The sequence below is a fragment of the Cryobacterium sp. Hh7 genome, assembly GCF_004403155.1.
Lineage (GTDB): Bacteria > Actinomycetota > Actinomycetes > Actinomycetales > Microbacteriaceae > Cryobacterium > Cryobacterium levicorallinum.
Genome location: NZ_SOHG01000012.1, coordinates 153,246 through 172,826, shown reverse-complemented (window position 1 = coordinate 172,826; position 19,581 = coordinate 153,246). Strand labels below are relative to the sequence as shown.

General features: G+C 65.1%; 18 protein-coding genes. 7 read left to right on the top strand and 11 right to left on the bottom strand.

The annotated features are described in order from the left end of the window. Window positions 1–3 precede the first annotated feature (3 nt). The 4 genes from E3T43_RS02220 to E3T43_RS02205 all read left to right on the top strand — a co-directional run bounded on the left by E3T43_RS02220 (window position 4) and on the right by E3T43_RS02205 (window position 6,132). On the top strand, window positions 4–1,572 hold the full coding sequence (locus E3T43_RS02220; RefSeq protein WP_134471165.1) for an AAA family ATPase: 1,569 nt from the start codon (window positions 4–6) through the stop codon (window positions 1,570–1,572). A 190-nt stretch (window positions 1,573–1,762) separates the two neighbouring features. Then, a complete protein-coding gene (pepN, locus tag E3T43_RS02215; protein ID WP_134471164.1) occupies window positions 1,763–4,309 on the top strand; it encodes an aminopeptidase N in 2,547 nt (848 codons plus the stop codon). Window positions 4,310–4,512: 203 nt separating this feature from the next. Continuing rightward, window positions 4,513–5,643: a mechanosensitive ion channel family protein gene (locus tag E3T43_RS02210; RefSeq protein ID WP_134441192.1), complete on the top strand. Its 1,131-nt coding sequence runs from the start codon at window positions 4,513–4,515 to the stop codon at window positions 5,641–5,643. A gap of 27 nt (window positions 5,644–5,670) precedes the next feature. Next, complete coding sequence (locus tag E3T43_RS02205; protein WP_134441191.1) at window positions 5,671–6,132, top strand: globin; 462 nt, start codon at window positions 5,671–5,673, stop codon at window positions 6,130–6,132. A gap of 156 nt (window positions 6,133–6,288) precedes the next feature. Here E3T43_RS02205 and E3T43_RS02200 read toward each other — a convergent pair whose 3' ends face one another. Further along, the gene (locus tag E3T43_RS02200; RefSeq protein ID WP_166789355.1) at window positions 6,289–6,783 is read right to left on the bottom strand and encodes a MarR family winged helix-turn-helix transcriptional regulator; all 495 of its coding nucleotides are present in this window, start codon (window positions 6,781–6,783) and stop codon (window positions 6,289–6,291) included. Between the two features lie 91 nt (window positions 6,784–6,874). Between E3T43_RS02200 and E3T43_RS02195 the strand changes: the two genes are divergently transcribed. Then, window positions 6,875–7,573 (top strand): NADPH-dependent F420 reductase, encoded by a 699-nt coding sequence (locus E3T43_RS02195; protein ID WP_134471163.1) that lies wholly within the window; start codon window positions 6,875–6,877, stop codon window positions 7,571–7,573. Between the two features lie 12 nt (window positions 7,574–7,585). Beyond that, window positions 7,586–8,641 carry an LLM class flavin-dependent oxidoreductase gene (locus E3T43_RS02190; protein WP_134471162.1) on the top strand — a complete coding sequence of 352 codons (1,056 nt, stop codon included), beginning with the start codon at window positions 7,586–7,588 and terminating at the stop codon, window positions 8,639–8,641. Window positions 8,642–8,742: 101 nt separating this feature from the next. Here E3T43_RS02190 and E3T43_RS02185 read toward each other — a convergent pair whose 3' ends face one another. From E3T43_RS02185 to E3T43_RS02170, 4 genes are all read right to left on the bottom strand, one after another. After that, on the bottom strand, window positions 8,743–9,384 hold the full coding sequence (locus E3T43_RS02185) for a DNA-3-methyladenine glycosylase (protein WP_134471161.1): 642 nt from the start codon (window positions 9,382–9,384) through the stop codon (window positions 8,743–8,745). A gap of 21 nt (window positions 9,385–9,405) precedes the next feature. Then, on the bottom strand, window positions 9,406–9,810 hold the full coding sequence (locus tag E3T43_RS02180; RefSeq protein WP_198414285.1) for a type II toxin-antitoxin system VapC family toxin: 405 nt from the start codon (window positions 9,808–9,810) through the stop codon (window positions 9,406–9,408). Then, the gene (locus E3T43_RS02175; protein WP_134471159.1) at window positions 9,810–10,040 is read right to left on the bottom strand and encodes a hypothetical protein; all 231 of its coding nucleotides are present in this window, start codon (window positions 10,038–10,040) and stop codon (window positions 9,810–9,812) included. Before E3T43_RS02175 ends, E3T43_RS02180 begins: the two co-directional genes overlap by 1 nt. A gap of 398 nt (window positions 10,041–10,438) precedes the next feature. Continuing rightward, a complete protein-coding gene (locus E3T43_RS02170; RefSeq protein WP_166791209.1) occupies window positions 10,439–11,086 on the bottom strand; it encodes an HNH endonuclease signature motif containing protein in 648 nt (215 codons plus the stop codon). Here E3T43_RS02170 and E3T43_RS02165 point away from each other — a divergent pair. Further along, window positions 11,081–11,299 (top strand): hypothetical protein, encoded by a 219-nt coding sequence (locus E3T43_RS02165; RefSeq protein ID WP_134471157.1) that lies wholly within the window; start codon window positions 11,081–11,083, stop codon window positions 11,297–11,299. The genes E3T43_RS02170 and E3T43_RS02165 overlap by 6 nt on opposite strands. 745 nt (window positions 11,300–12,044) lie before the next feature. Here E3T43_RS02165 and E3T43_RS02160 read toward each other — a convergent pair. From E3T43_RS02160 to gabT, 6 genes are all read right to left on the bottom strand, one after another. Then, window positions 12,045–12,692 carry an FMN-dependent NADH-azoreductase gene (locus E3T43_RS02160; protein ID WP_134471156.1) on the bottom strand — a complete coding sequence of 216 codons (648 nt, stop codon included), beginning with the start codon at window positions 12,690–12,692 and terminating at the stop codon, window positions 12,045–12,047. A gap of 89 nt (window positions 12,693–12,781) precedes the next feature. Next, window positions 12,782–14,332, bottom strand: a complete 1,551-nt coding sequence (locus E3T43_RS02155; RefSeq protein ID WP_134471155.1) for an APC family permease — start codon at window positions 14,330–14,332, stop codon at window positions 12,782–12,784. A gap of 7 nt (window positions 14,333–14,339) precedes the next feature. Beyond that, entirely contained in the window at window positions 14,340–15,248 is a 909-nt protein-coding gene (locus E3T43_RS02150; RefSeq protein ID WP_134471285.1) for a universal stress protein, read from the bottom strand. After that, window positions 15,245–16,606 carry an NAD(P)/FAD-dependent oxidoreductase gene (locus tag E3T43_RS02145; RefSeq protein ID WP_134471154.1) on the bottom strand — a complete coding sequence of 454 codons (1,362 nt, stop codon included), beginning with the start codon at window positions 16,604–16,606 and terminating at the stop codon, window positions 15,245–15,247. The genes E3T43_RS02150 and E3T43_RS02145 overlap by 4 nt, the downstream gene beginning before the upstream one ends. Before the next feature lie 24 nt (window positions 16,607–16,630). Then, complete coding sequence (locus E3T43_RS02140; protein ID WP_134471153.1) at window positions 16,631–18,121, bottom strand: NAD-dependent succinate-semialdehyde dehydrogenase; 1,491 nt, start codon at window positions 18,119–18,121, stop codon at window positions 16,631–16,633. Further along, the gene (gabT, locus tag E3T43_RS02135) at window positions 18,118–19,497 is read right to left on the bottom strand and encodes a 4-aminobutyrate--2-oxoglutarate transaminase (protein ID WP_134471152.1); all 1,380 of its coding nucleotides are present in this window, start codon (window positions 19,495–19,497) and stop codon (window positions 18,118–18,120) included. Before gabT ends, E3T43_RS02140 begins: the two co-directional genes overlap by 4 nt. Window positions 19,498–19,581: the final 84 nt, after the last annotated feature.

The window sequence follows — 19,581 nt, the reverse complement described above, 5'->3', positions numbered from 1 at the left end:
TTCATGACCGAGGACACTTTCGACCGAGACGTCGTACGTTCCTTCAAACAGTTCATGGACCGCGTCGTCGCCAACGCGGATGACCGCGGCCGGTCCGCGCTGTCACCGCTCGGCGAAAAGGTCACCGAGCACCTCGGCGCGAACGCGTCGACCTTGCCGGTCGTGTCTGAGACCCTCGCCGATCATCGACTGGTGGATGCCGATATCGCCCTGACCAGCCTCAGCGGCCCCGACCCTGATGTATTGCTCGGCGTATCCGGCGGCCAGCAGCGGTTTCACTCCACCCTTTCCGAGCTCGTGGCCAGCCCGTTCCAGGGGTTTGCCCCCGGTCCGGTGGACTACTCGGCCAGGGCGACCGGTCCGACGTCGACCCGTCAGGTGGTCTCCTTCGGCGTGCGGCTCATCCGCTTTACGGGCCAGCCGATCGCTGTGCTGCAGCGCGCCGCGAACCCGCAATTCGGGCGAAACACCGCCGAACTCGAAATCATGGCGGTCGCGCCGGAGATCGTGACCGCGTTTCTGGCTCACCTGCGCGAGCTCATGATCGAGCACAGCGTGCTGCGCGGGCAGGTGCTCTCATTCGTGCAAACCGAATACGGGTCCGGCGCCGGAATCACCTTTCTGGAACGCCCCGTCGTGCCCGCTGCGGCGATCGTGCTGCCGGAGGGAATCCTCGGCACCATTTCCGACCACGTCATCGGAATCGGTGAGCAACGCCAGGCCCTGCTCGCCGCCGGCCAGCACCTAAAGCGCGGAGTACTGCTCTACGGTCCTCCCGGCACCGGTAAGACGCTCACCGTGCGCCACCTGCTGAGCGAAACACCGGGCATCACGGCCGTACTGCTCACCGGGTCCAGCATCGTGCACATCGCAGCCGCAGCTGAGATCGCACGCACGTTTGCGCCGTCAATCGTCGTCCTTGAGGACATCGACCTGGTCGCGATGCAGCGCCACGCCACGCCGCAGCCGCTGCTGTTCGAGGTGCTCGACGCTCTCGACGGACTCGACGGTGACGCCGATGTGGCCTTCGTCATGACCACCAACCGGGTCGAAGTCCTGGAGCGAGCCCTCGCCGAACGGCCCGGCCGGGTCGACCTCGCCGTCGAGGTGCCATTGCCCGCGCTGGCAGAACGCGAGCGGCTGTTCCGCCGCTACGCAGGCACCTTGCCCTTCACCGCGGCCGCCCTCGACGCGGCGGCCGTACGTTCCGAGGGCGTGACGGGGTCCTTCGCGAAGGAACTCATCCGCCGTGCCGTGTTGCGCGCCGCGCTCCGGTCCGAACCCGTTGACGACGACGATTTGCAGGTCGCCCTCGACGATTTGTTGTCGGCGGGTGCGGCCCTGACCCGGCGACTCCTGGGCACGAGCAGCGGCGAAAATGAGCGCTGGCAGCCCGATCAGGAGCCAGGCGACGGGCCGAACGGTGGCGGCTACGTTCCACTGCACGGTGTGGCGGCCGTAATGACGCGCCAATTCGTCTCCTTCAGGGCGAGCGGTAGCACCCCGCCAGTCACGGTCAAGCTACCCGCCGACGCCCCGGGCGCACCTGACCATACCGACGAAACCCACTGACCGGCACTGACCGGCACCGACCGGCACCGACAAGTTGCCGCCGAACCTGCAGATCTTTTGCTCACTCTCACCAGGATGAGCAGAGCCACGCCTTAGCCAGCGCGGCAACCAGTCATGGTTAGGCTTAAGGGGTGCGATGGCGCCACGAGCGCCAAAGCCTCACAATCGTGAACCGAATTGGAGAACCAAGTTGCCTGGAGAAAATCTCACCCGCATCGAAGCCCAGGAGCGCGCCGCGCTCGTGACCGTCGCGAGCTACGACGTCGTGCTCGATCTCACTACCGGTCCAACCACCTTTGGCAGCACCACCACGGTGCGCTTTATTGCGACCCCCGGCGCCTCGACCTTCATCGATGCCATTACTTCCACGGTGCACTCGGTGACCCTCAACGGCGGGGCGCTCGACCCGGCCGTCGTGAGTGACGGCATCCGTATTCAGTTGGATGATCTGCAGGCCGAAAACGAGCTCATCGTCGTCGCCGACGCGCTGTACACCAACACCGGAGAGGGACTGCACCGCTTCGTTGACCCGGTCGACAACGAGGTCTATCTCTACAGCCAGTTCGAGGTACCCGACTCTCGCCGCGTATTCGCCGTGTTCGAGCAGCCCGACCTCAAAGCGAAATTCGCTTTCACCGTCACCGCGCCGAGCAAGTGGCAGGTTGTTTCCAACTCCACCACCCCCGAACCGACCGACGCCGGCAACGGTGCCAGCACGTGGGCGTTCGCACCGACCCACGTGATCTCGAGCTACATCACCGCCCTCATCGCTGGTCCTTACGCCGTCGTGCGCGGCGAACTCGTTTCGAGCGACGGACGTACCATCCCGCTCGGCGTGTTCAGCCGCAAGAGCCTCAGCGAATATCTCGACGCCGACTACATCCTCGAGAAAACCCGCCAGGGCTTCGCCTACTACGAGGAGAAGTTCGGCTACGCCTACCCCTTCGACAAGTACGACCAGCTGTTCGTGCCGGAGTTCAACGCCGGCGCCATGGAGAACGCCGGCGCGGTCACCTTCACCGAAACGTACATCTTTCGTTCCAAGGTGACCGACGCCATCAAGGAACGCCGCGTCGTCACCATTTTGCACGAGCTCGCCCACATGTGGTTCGGCGACCTCGTCACCATGACCTGGTGGAACGACCTCTGGCTCAACGAGAGCTTCGCCGAGTGGGCGTCGACGATCGCCACTGCCGAGGCCACCGAGTGGCATGAAGCCTGGACAACCTTCGCCGTGATGGAGAAGAGCTGGGCCTACAAGCAGGACCAGCTTCCCTCGACCCACCCGGTCGTTGCCACAATTCGCGACCTCGATGATGTGCTCGTCAACTTTGACGGCATCACCTACGCCAAGGGTGGCTCTGTACTCAAGCAGCTCGCCGCCTGGGTCGGCATCGACGCGTTCTTCACCGGCGTCGGCTCCTACTTTCAGAAGCACCAGTGGGGCAACACCGAGCTTTCCGACCTGCTGGTCGAGCTCGAGGCTGCCAGCGGCCGCGACCTCAGCGGCTGGGCCCAGCTCTGGCTCGAGACCGCCGGCGTCAACACTCTGCGCCCAGAGATCGCCGCGGACGAGACGGGCACGATCACCGGCTTCACTGTGCTGCAGACTGCGACCGCCGACTACCCCACGATTCGCCCGCACCGCCTCGCGATCGGTTTCTACACCTTCAACGACGCGCAGAAGCTCGTGCGCACGCATCGCGTCGAGCTTGACGTTGACGGTTCGATAACGGATGTCCCCGCTCTCGTCGGCCAGAAACGCCCAGACCTGATTCTGCTCAACGACGACGACCTCAGCTACGCCAAGGTGCGCCTCGACCCGGTTTCGGAGGCCGTCGCGCTCGAGCACCTCTCGGCCATTGAGAGCCCGCTCGCCCGCGCCCTGGTCTGGGGTTCGGTCTGGGACGCCACCCGCGACGCCGAAACCACGGCCCGCGACTTCGTGCGCCTGGTGCTGAACAATGTCGCCACCGAAACCGAGTCGACCACGCTGCGCACCGTGCTTGGCCAGGTCGTGCTCACCGCGAGCTACTACGTGGCGCAGCCGTACCGCGAAGCCGTAACGACCGAGGTCGCCGATGCACTCTGGGCGCTCGCACAGGGCGCGGCGGTGGGAAGCGATGCCCAGTTCCAGTTCGTGAAGTTCTTCGCCTCCGTCGCAGCCACCCCGGCGCAGCTTGATAACGTGGCGGCGCTGCGTTCGGGCAGCACCGTGCTCGATGGCCTGACCGTCGACACCGACCTGGCCTGGGAGCTGCTCACCGCCCTCGTGGCCGGTGGCCGCGCTGACGCCGCTGAGATCGACGCGGCCCTCGCGGCCGACAACACGGCGACCGGCGCACAGTCGGCTGCCCTGGCCCGGGCCGCCCTGCCCACTGCGGAGGATAAGCTCGCCGCCTGGTCGTCGCTGATCGATGTTGACACGGCTGCGACGACCATCGTGCGCACGACGGCCGCCGGGTTCCTGCGGGTGAACGACTCAGGCCTGCTCGAGCCGTTCGTCCCGACCTACTTCGAGATGCTGCAGCGAGTGTGGGAGGCGCGCAGCTTCTCGATCGGCGAAAAGCTCGTGATCGGTCTCTACCCGGCACCGCTGAACAACCAGGCCCTCGCCGACGCGACGAAGACCTGGCTCGACGCGAACCCCGAGCCGGCCGCTCTGCGCCGCCTCGTGGTCGAAAACCTGGCCGGAGTCGAGCGTTCGCTCCGGGTACAGGCTCGCGACGCCGAATAGTTAGCACCACCGAGCACTGCGAACCCCGCGACCAGCCAGGTCGCGGGGTTTTCGCGTGCGCCGACGCGTTCACAGCTAATCGAGAGGATGCCGCTGCCTGCGTTCTCTGCACCGGGTTGCGCTGGCCGCGTGGGTGATCGGTCACCAGCGACCGGGGCTACCTCCCGGGTACCGCCGAGGCCCCTCGGTAGACTGGCTTGGATATGAACTGGGAAACTTTCTGGGCCAACCTCGCCACCTCCATCGCTGATATTCCGTGGACCGATTACGTCGGAAAGATTTTCGCCATTGCGGCAATTATCGTCGTCGCCTTCGCACTGCGCTGGGCCCTGCAATTCGTGATTCGCCGGGTCGTGCAACAGATCGTCTCTGGCGTCAAGAAGAACCAGAAGGTCGACGACACCCAGGCGCTGAACGTCTCCCCCCTGGCTGCCGTGCGCGTCGTGCAGCGCTCGCGCACACTCGGCGCCGTGCTGGCGAACATCGTCAACGTGTTCATTCTGATCACCGCACTGCTGCTCATCGTCACCACCCTGAACAAAGACATCCTCGGCTCCTTCGCGCTGCTCACCGCGGCGATCGGCGCAGGCCTCGGTTTCGGTGCTCAAAACATCGTCAAAGACATCCTCAACGGCTTGTTCATGGTGGTGGAGGATCAGATCGGCGTTGGCGACATCGTCGACGTGGGATTCGCATCCGGTGTCGTCGAAACGGTCGGAATTCGCATTACTCAGGTGCGCGATGTCGACGGCACGCTCTGGTTCGTGCGCAACGGTGAGATTCTGCGGGTCGGCAACATGTCGCAGGGCTGGGCCCGCGTCATCATCGACCTCGCCATCCCTTACAGTTCCGACGTGGAGGCCGTGCAGGACGAGCTGCTGCGCGTCGCCAGTGCCCTGGCCTCGAGCCGCAAGTGGCGCGCCTATATCCTCGAAAAGCCGGAGATCTGGGGCCTCGAGTCGATCAGCGCCGAAGCCCTCGTCACCCGGCTTGTGGTCAAGACCCGGGTCTCAGCCAAGTGGGACTTCGCCCGCGACCTGCGCCTGCACATGAAGAAGGCCCTGGACGGCATGGGCGTTCCGCTGACCCCGCTCAACAGCGTCGTCATGACCACCGGCGACGGCACCATCGACGGCTCGACCGTTGAACCGGTCGAGGGTGCCCTGGACGCGGCCGAAGAGGCCGCGGCAGCCGTGCCCGACGTCGTAGCCGGCGTGCGCACCGGCCCGGTCGCGGTGCGGAAGCCCCGCGGGCCGCGCAAGGCCAAGCCCAAAGACGTGCCGGCTCCGATGAAGGCACCAGACCCCGAAGTTCGCGGCGACGGCATTGACTGACCCGTACCGAAGAGAAAGCTGCACCGAATGACCTCTGAACGACACCCGACCGATCAGCCCGCCACCCCCGCCGGCGTGCACCTGCGCGATGGCGAGAACGGCCCTGCCGCGGTGTCGACGTTCTTCGACGAGGTCGGTGGAACGCCATTCTTCGAAAGGCTCGTGCACGATTTCTATGTGGGCGTTGCGACCGACCCGGTGCTGAAGCCGATGTATCCCGAAGAGGATCTCGGCCCGGCCGAACACCGGCTGGTCATGTTCCTCGAGCAGTTCTGGGGCGGTCCAGGCACTTACAGCGAGCAGCGCGGTCACCCGCGTCTGCGCCAGCGGCACCAACCGTTCAAGGTCAATCCGGATGCCCGCGACCGGTGGCTGGGCCACATGAAAGTCGCCGTGGACGCGGCCAACCTGCCACCGCTGCAGCAGGGCATCCTCTGGGATTATCTGGAACGTGCAGCTTTCGCGATGGTGAACAGCTTCGAGGACTAGGTGTACCGAGCCGACGGCGACACCTCCACGGTGCTCGGTGCGTTCGGGCAACGACGTGGTTTTGGGGTTTTACGAGCACCTCGGCTACGAGGACGCCAGCCTGCAGGTGCGCTCCAAATGGCTGATCCAGCCGTCAAACTAACCGGGCTGGGCCTGTTACTGTGCGAGCGACTCGGCGGCCGCGCAGGGGCTCGCCGTTGGATCGGCGCGGTGCACGCTCGTGGCCAGCGCGCCGAGCAGCCCGGCCAGCCGGTGGGCGTCATCGTCGTCCATTCCGGAGAGGATGCTGGCTTCCACAGCGGCAACGCGCGTCTCGTACCGGGTGAGCACGCTCAAGCCCTCTGTTGTGGCCCGAATCTTTCGGGCTCGACGATCGGTGGGGTCGGGAATGCGTTCCACCAGCTTGGCGTCCACCATGCCGTCGAGCAGGTAGGTCAAGACCGTGCGATCGATGGCGAGGTGCGCCCCGATGGCCTGCTGCGACGGTAGGTCTCGGTGAATGACGGTCGACAGCACCTGATAGCAGCGCACTCCCCCGGGCAGCCCCTCGACAGCGGTCTCCAGCTGCCGCTGATAGCCGCGCAAAACCATCGCGAGGTTCCACCCCAGATCTCCCGGCACGGTGGCCGGCAGAATCGATTCGGAAGTCATGAAAGCGATCCTATCCCAAACCATGCGGTTGCATAGATATTCTTAGCGTCATATGATCTGTAAAGCATCATATTTCGACGGGAGCAGCGCTATGAGCAGTCAACGTGCCAGAAGCAGTCAAAGTGCCAGAAGCAGTCAGCACACCACCACCATCGGCATTCTGGGCGCCGGACGGGTCGGAACAGCCCTGGCTCGGCAGGCGCTGAAAGCCGGTTACCAGGTGCGCATCGCGACCGCGCAGCCCGCGGCGGACAACGCGCTGCTGGTGGACATTGTGACCCCCGGGGCGGTGGCGGTGGAATCAAGCCAGGCCGCGGCATCCGATCTGGTGGTACTCGCGATTCCACTGCACAAGTACCGCACGCTCAACCCGGGCGAGCTCGCCGGCCGAATCGTTATCGACGCGATGAACTATTGGGCACCGGTCGACGGCGTGTTCGATGATTTCGAGCGCGACTCGCGCACAACGAGCGAGGTCGTCGAAGAGTTTCTGCGCGATGCCCGGGTGGTGAAGTCGCTCAACCACATCGGCTACCACGAGCTCGAAGAAGACGATAGGGCCGGGGGCGCGCCGATGCGACGAGGGCTCGCCCTGGCCGGTGACGACCTCGAAGCCAAGGCAGTCGTCGCAAGTTTCATCGACCGACTCGGGTACGACGCGATCGATGCCGGCCCCCTCGCCGCCGGCCGCTCGTTTGAGCCGGCCACCGAGATCTTCACCGGCAGTCACACCGCGAACCAGCTTCGCGCCCTCATTCAGAAGGCCCGTCCGCTCGCGGTCGCTGCCTAAGCCACTCACACAATGGAGAACACCTTGGAAATCGGCGCCTACAGCTTCGGTGACACTCAACGGGGCCCCGACGGCAGCTCGCGTTCCACCGCGGAGGCGATCAAGAACCTGTTCGACGCCATCGTGCACGCCGACCAGGCGGGGTTGGACTATTTCGGCATCGGTGAACACCACACCGTTTCCATGCCCGCCTCATCACCCGGCGCGATCATCGCCGCGGCTGCTGCGGCGACGACTCGGATCAAACTCGGCAGCGCCGCCAGCATTATTGGAACGGATGACCCGGTGCGGGTGTTCCAGCAGTTCGCCACAGCAGACGCCATCTCCGGCGGCGGCCGCATCGAGATCACGGCCGGCCGCGGCTCCTCGGTCGAGACCTTTCCGCTGTTCGGCTACGAATTGAACGACTATGACGAGCTCTACGCCCAGAAGCTCGACCTGCTGCTCACGCTCAACAACAGCGCCACGGAGAACGTGACCTGGTCGGGAACCGCGCGTCCCTCGATCCCCCAGCTCGACGTCGTGCCGCGTCCAGTGCAGGGCTCCCTGCCCATCTGGATCGCCACCGGCGGCAGCGCACCGTCGTCGGCCCGGGCTGGGCGCCTCGGCCTCCCGCTCGCCTACGCCATCATCGGCGGGCAGCCGCACCGGTTCGCGCCGCTCGCCAATCTCTACCGGCAGTCGGCGGCGCAAGCCGGCCACACCGGCGACAACATTAAAGTCTCGGTCGCCACCTTCGGCCTGGTAGCTCCGACCAAGAAGGAAGCGGTGGAGCGGATGTATCCGGGCTGGGTCAACCTCAACGTGGAGATGGGTCGGCTGCGCGGCTGGCCAGCGCCGCAACGAGGTTCCTACCTGGCCCAGGTCGACGCCCCCAATGCCTACTTCATCGGCGACCCGGACGACGTCGCCGAACGCATCGTCGACCTGCACCGGCACCTCGGCCACATGCGGCACTTTTTGCAGGGCGACCACGGCGGACTCCCCCAGGAACACCTGCTCGAGTCCATCACCCTGCTCGCCACAGAGGTCAAGCCACGCGTGGAACGGCTGCTCGCCGCCAAATAGCAGCAGACGACTCGCGCGAGTGATGTCGGCCCCTGAATTTCAGAGCCACGCTCGACATTGATCACGTCTGGTACCCGCCCGAAGGATGATCCTGAGCCAGATTACGAGCGGCCCGGTTTGTAGGCCGAGACCGACGGGGCATCCGCTAGCCAAAATCGCCAGGGGAAGTCCGTCGCACTGCCGCCGGGCCCGCTGACGCCCACGCGTGGTCCGGTCAGATGCGGGACGACCGCCCCGTCATCGGGTACGAAAAATGTCCACTGTCCGCCGAAAAGATCATCGCCATCGTCGGCCAGAGATGCCCCAAAGCTTTGCGCGACGCAACCAGGACCTCGCGCCAAACTTCGATCGAGCAGGGGAACCTTTCGTGGCTTGATTTCTCGGCGACTGCGAGCAATATCGGCTCCTTCGAGTACGTCTCCGGCTCTAATGAGACAACCGTAGGGCTGGCCTGGTTGTCCGGCGACGAGGTTCACCGCGTGGTGCATTCCGTAGGTGAAGTAGCAGTAAAGGTGCCCGGCGGGACCGAACATGGTCTTATTCCGATTGGTCATACCCCGATAGGAGTGCGCGCCGGGGTCGCGTTCACCGGCATACGCCTCGACCTCGGTTATTCGAATGGCCACAGTGCCATCGTCATCCGTGCGTTGCAGGATGCAGCCGAGAACTTCGGGTGCGAGTTCGAGCACCTCGCGGGCAAAAAATGCCCGGTCCGCTCGATGAAATCCCTCCAGCACCTTCACTCGAACAGTGTATCCACTCCCCTAAGGCCAAGTTTCGATGATGGCAGTGTGACCGGGGGCCGTGACGAACTTGCGGTCGTCGGTGAGCAGTGACATAGCCAACGACTCGGCCAACGCGACATAGAACCCGTCGTAGGCGGTGAAATTGTGCCGCAGGCTCAGGACCCGCCGCTGGAACGGCTGCATCGGGTAGCGCACCAAGGGCAAGTCCGCGAAATCGGCCAGCATCTCCTCCGCCCGGTTCAGATCAATTTTGATCATGGGCTTCGAGGTCAGTAGAAGCCCGCGAATGGCGGAGCTCACCTCAGCATCGATCAGCGTCGGGGCATGCACGTACCGCTGCTGATTGAACCGTTCCTGAAGTCCTTTGTCGCCCCGACGGTTCTGCAGCAGCCGCACGACGATCGAGGCATCGACGACCGGCACTATCGGCGGTCATCCTCAATATACGAACGGATGTCGTCACGACTGCCCTCTACGCTGCTTCGGGTACCGATTCGCGTAAGAACATCGACCATCGCTGGGCGCGACGTGTCGTCGTGAATCAGCTCGCGGAGGTAGCTCGACAATGACATGCCCCGCGACGCCGCGCGCGCACGCAGAACCTCGGCATCTTGGGCCGGCACGTCCCGAACCTGAATGATCTCGGTACTCATGCCCACAGCGTAGTCCCGCCGCATGCATTCTGCATGCAGAATTTCACGGGTTCCGATCCGATATCGACATTCGTACCCGAGGAGCACACCGCTGGAACGGTTCTTCTTGGCGCCGAGACGACCGACGTCGTGAATGAGAACGGAACCGTGCTGCTCTCACTCCATTATTCCGAGAACGGTGACGAAGCCGTCAGGGCCGCCATCGACCTTCTCGGCGAGCCAGAAGCCACTCATCATCAGGATGGCTCGAATCATTACCCCGAGATGGATGGGACATCGTGGGGTGGGTTCGACATCGTGGGGTGGGTTCGACATCGTGGGGTGGGTTCGACATCGTGGGGAACCGCTACCGGAGCGAGCGAACGTCCACCGACGAGGCCAGCCCATACTGCCCGAATTCAGTGTTCAGGCCACGGTCCAGCGCGGATAAGGGCAGCCGTCGGGCGACGCGCACGATCCGCGAGCACTATCGCCAGAACACCGAGCAACACGGTGCCGCCGACGCGCGCGAGACCGTCCACGCTCAGCAGGAACGCTGTAAATATGTTGCAGCGCTCTGTGGCACCAACGGACACGATAGCCAAAAACAACCATGAAGTGGATGCTGCCCCCGCGACCCACGCCGGCACCCAAATCCACGGCGTCGGCACGGCGCCAGCGCCAGCAATCTGCATGGCGGCGACGAGAGCCAGGGCGAACCGTACAAAGGAGTCAACATAGCCGAACACCAACAGCGCACTCGGCGCAGGATCGTTCGAAAAGCTCGCGGTGGTGGGGTCGAAGATGAGGGGTCCGCGGACCCAGGGGCGTCCGTGTCGCATGTCGATGTCCCATCCGGACGTTTCGATACTGGCATGCCCGGCGTTGCAGATGAGAACAACGTTGTCGATATTTGTCAGACCGCCCTTACTCCAGGCAATAACGTGGTGAGCCTGCGTCAGGTGCGGCGGCACGGTGCAGCCGGGGATGACACAGCCACCATCACGGGCCGCTAACGCTCGGCGCTGGGTGGTGGTGAAGAATCGGTTGGTGGGGCCGAGGTGCACAACCTGACCCTGGTGGCCGAACAACACGGGCTGATACCCGCCGGCGCGAGCAACATGCTCAAGGATTCTTCATCACCGAGCAGCCCGAACGACAGCCCACCCAACGCCGCCAACAACGCATCCCGCGCCTGCTCCACCGCCACAATCACGGGGTTCGAACTGACCTCGCTCGGGTTGTCCATGAACATGGGCGCCATTGCCTCCTCCCCATGATTCTACCCCAAATCGAACGTAAAAGCGAGAGAAACTCAGGTATATTTCTACACGAATTTCGGTGCCACAGCGAATTGGCGGAGCTTCCCCCGCGCTGGAAGGCCCTGACTCACGTTCGATTGAAAGGTTCGTGCCATCAGAAGCGTTGCGGTGACGCGAGCGACCAATGAAAATAACTATCGAAACTCTGTCATTATTTTATGCAGGGCAGATTCGGCCGATTGGAATGGCGTCCCGATCCACAAGCAGCGTGTGCAGCTATGCCGTGCCGATGTTGCGAACTCGGTCCCAGCTGCTTGACGGGCCAGGACCAAGAACAGTGCGCGCCGGCGCAGCCCGACGGCCGGCGCAGAGGACTGTAGGGGCACCGGCGCAACGCAGCCGCAACGGTTTCCGCACCGCAGCAGCAACGCAACCGCAACCGCCGGCAAAGCTGCCGCACGGTGCGTGGGCCTTTGATCCGGACCAGGTGCAGAGCGGGGCATGAACGAACCATGAGGCGGTAAGCGTCGCGGGAGCCGCCGAACCGGCCTACCTCCTGTGCCCGGTCGGCACGGTCTCGGCCTGCGCGGTCGACTTCATCGTCGGCGATGGCTGGGTGCCACTGGGAACGTTCATCAACGGCCAACGGCCGGTTGAAGCAGCCGACCGGGACCAGGTGCTGGAGCTGGCCGGGCACGTCGCATCCGCTCTGGACTGAAGTAGGCGTTCCAACCGACGCGGCGGTCGGACGATCAAGCGCGGGTCAGCCCAGGCGGCGAGCGGTCTGGGCAGCGGACTCGTGCGCCGCGGCCAGTTCCTGGTACTGCTTGGCAACCTCGTCGGCGGGGGCGCCGAAACGTTCGCTCAGCGTGCGGGTGGCCACGATCGTTTCCACTGTCATTCCCAGTGCGTCCGCCAGAATCAGGTTGAGCGCGGGCAGTGCGTGATCGTCGAATTCCGTGGATGTTCCCGCGTCGTAAACCCCGCCGCGAGTCGAAACGAGCACGGCCGGGCGACCGGCCAGTGGCTGCTGGCTGGCTGGGTCGTCGAACGGAGCGGTCACCGCCGGCAGGTGGATGTAATCGATCCACGCTTTCAAGGTCGACGGCATCGAGTAGTTGTACAGCGGAACGCCGATCAGCAGCACGTCAGCGGCGACCAGTTCCGAGATCAAAACCTGCTGCAGGGCCTCCTGCTCCGCGCTCGGGTTCGCATCCGCGGGGCGTAGCCGGGGCGGAAAGTGCAGCGCGGCATCCGTCAGGTGGGGCAGCGGTTCGCGGTGCAGGTCACGGTGAACGACGGTGTGGTCGCCGCCGAGACTGCGCCAGGTATCGGCGAAGGTCGCCGTGATCGCCCGCGACCGCGAAGTCACGAGGTCTGCGGACGAGTCAAGCTGCAACAGTATGGGCATTCCCACAGCCTAGAGGCAGCGAGCGTGCCCACTCGTGTCGCCGTCGTCGTGGCGGCATCCGCTTTCACTCAGCGGATGCCGCAGCGCGGCTATTCCTCCCGCTCGCCGAAGCGCGGCGCAGCCAGGCTGAGCGTCTCGCCGCGGAAGAACGCCGGGCGTACCCGCGACTGCACGATCATGATGACAACACCGATCAGCAAAATAGCCATGCCGAGCACGAAGACCAGACCCAGCCCGAAGATCTCGGAGCCGCTGCCGTAGTTCGGGTCCATGCTGTCGACCAGGGTGGTGCAGAACAGCACCGCCAGGATGATGCCGCCGACCAGGGGAAACAAGAAGGTGAAGAAGGCGTTGCGCACGGTGGCGAACCACTGCCGGCGAAAATACCAGACGCAGGCGAACGCGGTCAGACCGTAGTAGAAGCAGATCATCATGCCGAGGGTCGTAATGGTGTCCCAGAGCACATCTTCGCTGACGAAACGCATGATCGTGTAGAACCCGGCGGCAACGACAGCGGAGGCGATGGTGGCGTATCCGGGAGTGAAGAATCGCGGGCTGACCTTCGCGTAGGCCGGCGGCAATGCGCCGTAGTGGCCCATGGCGAGCAGGGTGCGCGCAGGGGAGACGAAGGTGGATTGCAGCGAGGCGGCCGAGCTGGAGAGTACGGCAATCGACATGAGCACGGCGAACGGGCCGAGTGCCGGGCCGGCCAGCGCGAAGAACACATTGCCCTGGATCTCCGGGTTGCCGAGGCCAACGCCCACACCGCCGACACCGGCAAACGAGACGGCGGCAATGGCGACGAACAGGTAAAGCACCATGACGATGATCACGGTGAGCGTGGCAGCCCGGCCGGGAGTCGAGCGCGAGCCCTTGGTCTCCTCCGACATGGTCAGCGTGACGTCCCAGCCCCAGAAGATGAAGATCGACAGGCTCAGGCCGGCCGCAAAGGCGGAGAACGTGGTGACAGCGAAGGGGTTGAACCACGACAGCGAGACCGGCGTCGGGTCGAACGCGGTGCCATTGGCGATGTGCACGAAGGCCATGATGCCGAATCCGACCAGCACGATCAGCTGAAAGCCGACCAACCAGTACTGCACCTTCTGGGTGGTCTGCATGTCCCGGTAACTGATCCAGGTTGCGATCAGAATGAACACCAGGCAGGTTCCGACGTTGATGAGCGGGTTTCCGGCGAGCCCCGCGATCTCGGCGCTGTTCCCGAAGATCTGCGAGAGCATCAGATAGAAGAAATCGACGGCGATTCCGGCGAGGTTGCTCAGCACGACGACGGTTGCGGCGATCAGGCCCCACCCGGCCATCCAGCCGATCCATGGCCCGAATGCCCGCGTCGCCCAGGTGAACGAGGTGCCGCTGTCCGGCATGGCCTTGTTCAGCTCGCGGTAGCCGAGGGCGACCAGCAGCATCGGAATGAATCCGGCGACGAAGATCGCCGGCAGCTGCAAACCGACTTCAGCCACGGTAGGTCCGAGTGCACCGGTCAGGGTGTAGGCCGGAGCGATGCAGGAGATGCCGATGATGACGGCGCCGACCAGTCCGACCGAGCCGGCGCTCAGCCCCTTCTTGGAGATGCCCCCCGTCTGTTTTTCAACGGCTTCACTGGCGTTGATTTCTAGTGTCATGTTGTATTTATTTCCCCACCGTCTCGGTGAATTCGGGCAGCACTGTGGCATCGGGCAGCACGGTGAAATCTCGGGGCACCACGATCAGGGGCACCGGCAGTTCGCGCAGCATCTTGGCCGCGATGGAGCCCAGAAAGAGGCGATGGGGCTGGGCCAGCCGGCTGGAGCCGACCAGGCAGACCTCGGTCGGTTCCCAGGGCAGTCCGCGCACGGCGTGCTCGATGCTGCTGCCGGAGGCGACGCTGGCGGTCACCTCCAGCCCGTCCATCAGGTGGTCGGTGGCGTAGTCGAGCACTGCCTGGGCATGGTCGGCGGCCAATACGATCGTCTGTTCGTCGGCGCCGGGACGATCGATCGCGACGAGGGAAACCAACCGCAGCGGGGCATCCACTGTGCGCGCCAAAAGGATGCCGGCCGTCAGTAGTCCGTCGGCTCCCGCCTTGGTGCCGACCGCGCAGGTGACCCGGCGGATCGGTTCGTCGGTGCCCATCACCCGGGTGCCTTCGGGGGCAAGGGCAACGGGGACGTGGGAGGAGTGCAGCAGGCCGCCGGCGACGCTGCCGATCGCGAAGCGGCCGAGCAGGCCGTGGGTTGCCGCGCCGACGACGATCAGGTTCGCCTGGAGCCGAGCGGCGGCGGCGAGCAGCCCCTGGGTGAAGGAATCGGCGTGTTCGAGGTGGGTGCGCACCGAAATTCCGGCGGGTACCAGGGTGAGCGCTTCGGCCAGCCAGCCCTCGGCCGTCTCGAGTAGCAGCCGGTCGTAGCCGGGATCGGTGGGGGTGAGCGTCGCCCGGTCCCCCGCATTGAGAACGAGGACCACGTCGAGTTCGGCGCCGGGCGCGCGGGCAAGACGCACGCCGAGGGCGAGGGCATCCGCTCCCCCCGGGGTCGCCGTGTATCCGACCAGAAACCTCACGCGACCTCGCACTTGGCAAGGATCGCCGCGGCGGTCTCCTGCCCGACCCGGATCGCCCCGTCCACGTGTTGGTAACCCTTGCCGGCCATGTCGCTGCAGGAGAACGAGATCGGGCCGACGGGACTGCGCAGTTCGGCGCCGTACCGGGCCAGTCCGCCCATATCGAAGCTCGCCGCGTAGGCGCCGCGGGTCCATTCCTCGGAGCCCCAGTCGCTTTCGTAATAGACGACCGGGTGCAGCGCCTGCTCGCCGTAGTAGTGCGAGAGCGACTCGAGAATGCGGGCCTTGCGCTCGAGCGCGGTCAGCGCGAAGACGGCATCCGCTTCTTCATCGGAGACGAAACCGACCAGGGTGCCGCGTGGGTCCTCAAAATTGGTGTTGTCGTAGGCCTCATGCACGAGCTCGTACGGGCTGAACGCGGTGCCCGAGAGATCGTCGGCGCGCCAGAACGGCGTCTCGTAAACGGCGTGCACTTTGATCACGAAGCCCATGGAGAGGTGCTGGTGCAGCTGCTGCTGGCGGCGCGGCAGGGGCGGGTCGAAGCTGATCCGACTGATCAGGGGCGGCGGAACCGCCACGATCGCGTGCCGGGCGGTGACCGTCATACCGTCGGCAACGACGATGACTCCGTCCTCCTCCCAGGTCAGGCTGCGCACCGGCTGCCCGAGATAGACATCGCCGCCGAGCTTCTCGGCCAGCAGCAGCGGAACCTGCTGCAACCCGCCGACCACACGCTCGTCGAGAATGAAATCGGCATCGACGAGGTTGCTGAACGACCCGGCGCTGGCCGCCATGAGCAGCGCCTGCAACGCCGAGAAGGCGTGCGCGGGCTTGGTGAGCATGGCCCCGGCAATGAACATGCCGATGTTGTCGCGGGCCTCCTGATCGTCGGTCTGGGTCTCCAGCCAGCGGCTGAAGGAGACCTCGTCCAATTCTTTGGCGAGCGGATGCTCCCACGGGGAATCCGGGTTGATCTCGGCCACGAGGGCGTCGAGTTTCTCGATCAGGCCAAGAATCTGTGCCTCGGTGCCGGCTGGAACCGGAAATATCTCACCGTCGAACCGGCTGACCACGCCGGAACCGTTGATGTACACGTTGCGGCCAGCCCGATAGCGCGGGTAGGTCTTGAGGCCCAACTCGGCCAGGGTGGTCTTGAGTGCGTGCTGGTCGGGCGAGACCCACTGACCACCGATCTCGAGCATGGCACCCTCGATCTCATGGGTCCACAACCGCCCGCCGACCCGATCGCGGGCTTCGAGCACCGCCACACTGAGGCCGGCCCTCTGCAATGCCGTGGCGGCGGTGAGACCGGATGCCCCGGCGCCGATAATAACGACGTCACGATCAATCGTGGTCATGGTTGCTCCTGTGATGAGGTGGGATTAGGACGCGGGAATGAGGGTGTACTTGGTCGAGAGGTATTCGTTGATGCCTTCAAGGCCGCCCTCACGGCCGAGCCCGGACTGTTTGACGCCGCCGAAAGGTGCTGCGGCATTGGAAACCAGGCCGGTGTTCAGGCCCATCATTCCGGTATCGATACTCTCAATCATACGATGACCACGGTTGATATCGGTGGTAAAAACGTAACCGATCAGACCATATTCGGTGTCATTTGCCATTTCGATGGCCTCTTCATCTGTTTCAAAAGTTTGAATGCCGACGACCGGTCCAAAGATTTCCTCCAGCACGAGGCGGCTGTCGGCGCTCACTCCGGTCAGCACAGTGGGGGCGTAGAACGAGCCGGGCCCCTCTGAGCGGATGCCGCCGGTGAGCAGCGTGGCGCCGCGCGCGATGGCGTCCTGCACGAGGGCAGCCACGTTGTCGACGGCCGCCTCGGTCACGAGCGGCCCGAAGTTCACCGTGGGATCGATGCCGGGTCCCGACACGAGGGCATTGACCCGCTCGGTCAGTCGACGGGCGAACTCATCGGCCACAGACGCGTGCACGATGAACCGGTTGGCGGCCGTGCAGGCCTGGCCGGTGTTGCGGAACTTCGCGAGCATGGCGCCGGTGACGGCCTGCTCGAGGTCGGCGTCGGCGAACACCACGAAGGGGGCGTTGCCGCCGAGTTCCATCGAGGTGCGCAGCACGTTCTGGGCGGCCTGAGCGATCAGGGCACGCCCGACGCCGGTCGACCCGGTGAAGCTGAGCTTGCGCAACCGGGGGTCGGCGATGATCGGGGCCGACACCGCCTGCGACCGGGTCGTCGTAATGACGTTCACCACGCCGGCCGGCACGCCGGCATCCGCTAACAACTGCACGAACAGCAGCGTGGTCAGCGGGGTCAGCTCGGCCGGTTTCACGACCACGGTGCAGCCCGCGGCGAGCGCCGGGGCAATCTTGCGCGTGGCCATGGCGAGCGGAAAGTTCCACGGCGTAATCAGGTAGCACGGGCCCACCGGCCGCTGGGTGACGACCATCGTGCCGGTGCCCTCCGGGTTGGCACCGTACCGGCCGCTGATACGCACGGCTTCCTCGCTGAACCAGCGCAGAAACTCGCCGCCGTAGGTCACTTCACCGTTGGCCTCGGCGATCGGCTTGCCCATTTCGAGCATCATGAGCGTGGCGAAATCCTCCCGACGCTCCTGCAGCAGGTCGAAGGCGCGGCGCAGAATCTCCGCGCGCACCCGTGCCGGGGTCGCTGCCCAGGCATCCGCTGCGGCAACCGCTGCGTCGAGGGCTCGGGCACCATCGGCGACGGATGCGTTTTGAATCTGTTTGAGAACCTGCCCGGTCGCCGGGTCGGTCACCGCAAACGGCTCCCCGGTCCCGTTCACCCACTGGCCGTTGATGTACAGCTGGTCGGGCACGCGGGCCAGCAGCTCTGCGCTGCCCTGCGCTGCCGGCTGGTCGGTGAGGGTCACGGTGCTCATGCGACGGCCAGTGTCTCAGCCAGTGCGTCGGCGATAACCTGCAGGCCCTCGAGCAGCAAATGGTCCGGAATGCTGAGCGGCGGCAGAAAGCGGATGACGTTGCCGTACGTTCCGCAGCCCAGCAGGATGACGCCCTGGGCGTGGGCGGCGGCGATGACCCGACCGGTCAGGGCGGCATCAGGCTCCCCCGTGGCGGGGTCGACGAGTTCGATGGCGATCATGGCGCCGCGGCCCCGCACCTCGATAATGCGCGAGTCGGCGGCGGCGAGCGCGCCGAGCTGCTCGTTCAGGATGGCTCCGATGGCGACGGCCCGTTCAACCAGGTGGTCGCTCTCGTAGGTGTCGATGGTGGCGAGCGCTGCGGCGCAGGCGAGCGGGTTGCCGCCGTAGGTGCCGCCGAGGCCGCCGGCCTGGGGCGAATCCATGATGTCGGCGCGCCCGGTAACCGCCGACAGTGGCAGGCCGCCGGCGATCCCCTTCGCGGTGCAGATCAGGTCGGGCACGATGCCCTCGTGTTCACAGGCGAACATGTGGCCGGTGCGGGCGAAGCCGGTCTGAATTTCGTCAGCAATGAAGATGACTTCGTTGGCGCGGCACCAGGCCAGCAGAGTGGCCAGGAATCCCTGAGCTGGAACGATGAAGCCACCCTCGCCCTGAATGGGTTCGATGATGATGGCGGCGAGGTTGCTCGCGCCGATCTGCTTCTCAATCTGCGAGATGGCCCGGTTCGCCGCTACGACGCCGTCCAGGCCGCCGTCGCGCAACGGGTACGACATGGGCGCTCGGTACACCTCGGGAGCAAAAGGGCCAAAACCGTTCTTGTACGGCTGGTTCTTGGCGGTCAGCCCCATCGTGAGGTTGGTGCGGCCGTGATAGGCATGGTCGAAGGCGACGACGGCCTGCCTTCCGGTGAAATGGCGAGCGATCTTGACGGCGTTCTCCACCGCTTCGGCGCCGGAGTTGAACAACACGCTGCGCTTCTCATGGTCACCGGGGGTGAGGCGGTTCAGGGCTTCGGCAACCTCAACGTAGGAGTCGTAGGGCGCCACGGTGAAACAGGTGTGGGTGAACTGGGCCAGCTGCGCGGCGACGGCCGCCACCACGCGCGGCGCGCTGTTACCAACGCCGGTCACGGCGATGCCGGATCCCAGGTCGATGAGCGAGTTGCCATCGACGTCGACGACAACGCCCCCGCCGGCGGCCACCACGTACACCGGCAGCGTGATCCCGACGCCGGCCGACACGGCCTGGGCCTTGCGTTGGCTCAGCGCGCGTGATTTCGGGCCGGGGATGCTCGTGACGAGCTTGCGTTCCTGCGCCAGCTGGGGGCCACCAAGCGGGGTACTGGTGGGGCGAGGGGTATCCAGGAGGGTCATCAGAGTTTCCGATCCAAATCGACGGGCGGCATCGCGGCACGATACCGCTATGCCATGGGAGCACTGTGCCACTTGCGGCACGGA

Coding starts and splice junctions, on each gene's coding strand:
- E3T43_RS02220 (WP_134471165.1), top strand. CDS start 4: ATGACCGAGGACACTTTCGACCGAGACGTCGTACGTTCCTTCAAACAG.
- E3T43_RS02210 (WP_134441192.1), top strand. CDS start 4,513: ATGAACTGGGAAACTTTCTGGGCCAACCTCGCCACCTCCATCGCTGAT.
- E3T43_RS02205 (WP_134441191.1), top strand. CDS start 5,671: ATGACCTCTGAACGACACCCGACCGATCAGCCCGCCACCCCCGCCGGC.
- E3T43_RS02200 (WP_166789355.1), bottom strand. CDS start 6,783: ATGACTTCCGAATCGATTCTGCCGGCCACCGTGCCGGGAGATCTGGGG.
- E3T43_RS02195 (WP_134471163.1), top strand. CDS start 6,875: ATGAGCAGTCAACGTGCCAGAAGCAGTCAAAGTGCCAGAAGCAGTCAG.
- E3T43_RS02190 (WP_134471162.1), top strand. CDS start 7,586: ATGGAGAACACCTTGGAAATCGGCGCCTACAGCTTCGGTGACACTCAA.
- E3T43_RS02175 (WP_134471159.1), bottom strand. CDS start 10,040: ATGAGTACCGAGATCATTCAGGTTCGGGACGTGCCGGCCCAAGATGCC.
- E3T43_RS02160 (WP_134471156.1), bottom strand. CDS start 12,692: ATGCCCATACTGTTGCAGCTTGACTCGTCCGCAGACCTCGTGACTTCG.
- E3T43_RS02155 (WP_134471155.1), bottom strand. CDS start 14,332: ATGACACTAGAAATCAACGCCAGTGAAGCCGTTGAAAAACAGACGGGG.
- E3T43_RS02145 (WP_134471154.1), bottom strand. CDS start 16,606: ATGACCACGATTGATCGTGACGTCGTTATTATCGGCGCCGGGGCATCC.
- E3T43_RS02140 (WP_134471153.1), bottom strand. CDS start 18,121: ATGAGCACCGTGACCCTCACCGACCAGCCGGCAGCGCAGGGCAGCGCA.
- gabT (WP_134471152.1), bottom strand. CDS start 19,497: ATGACCCTCCTGGATACCCCTCGCCCCACCAGTACCCCGCTTGGTGGC.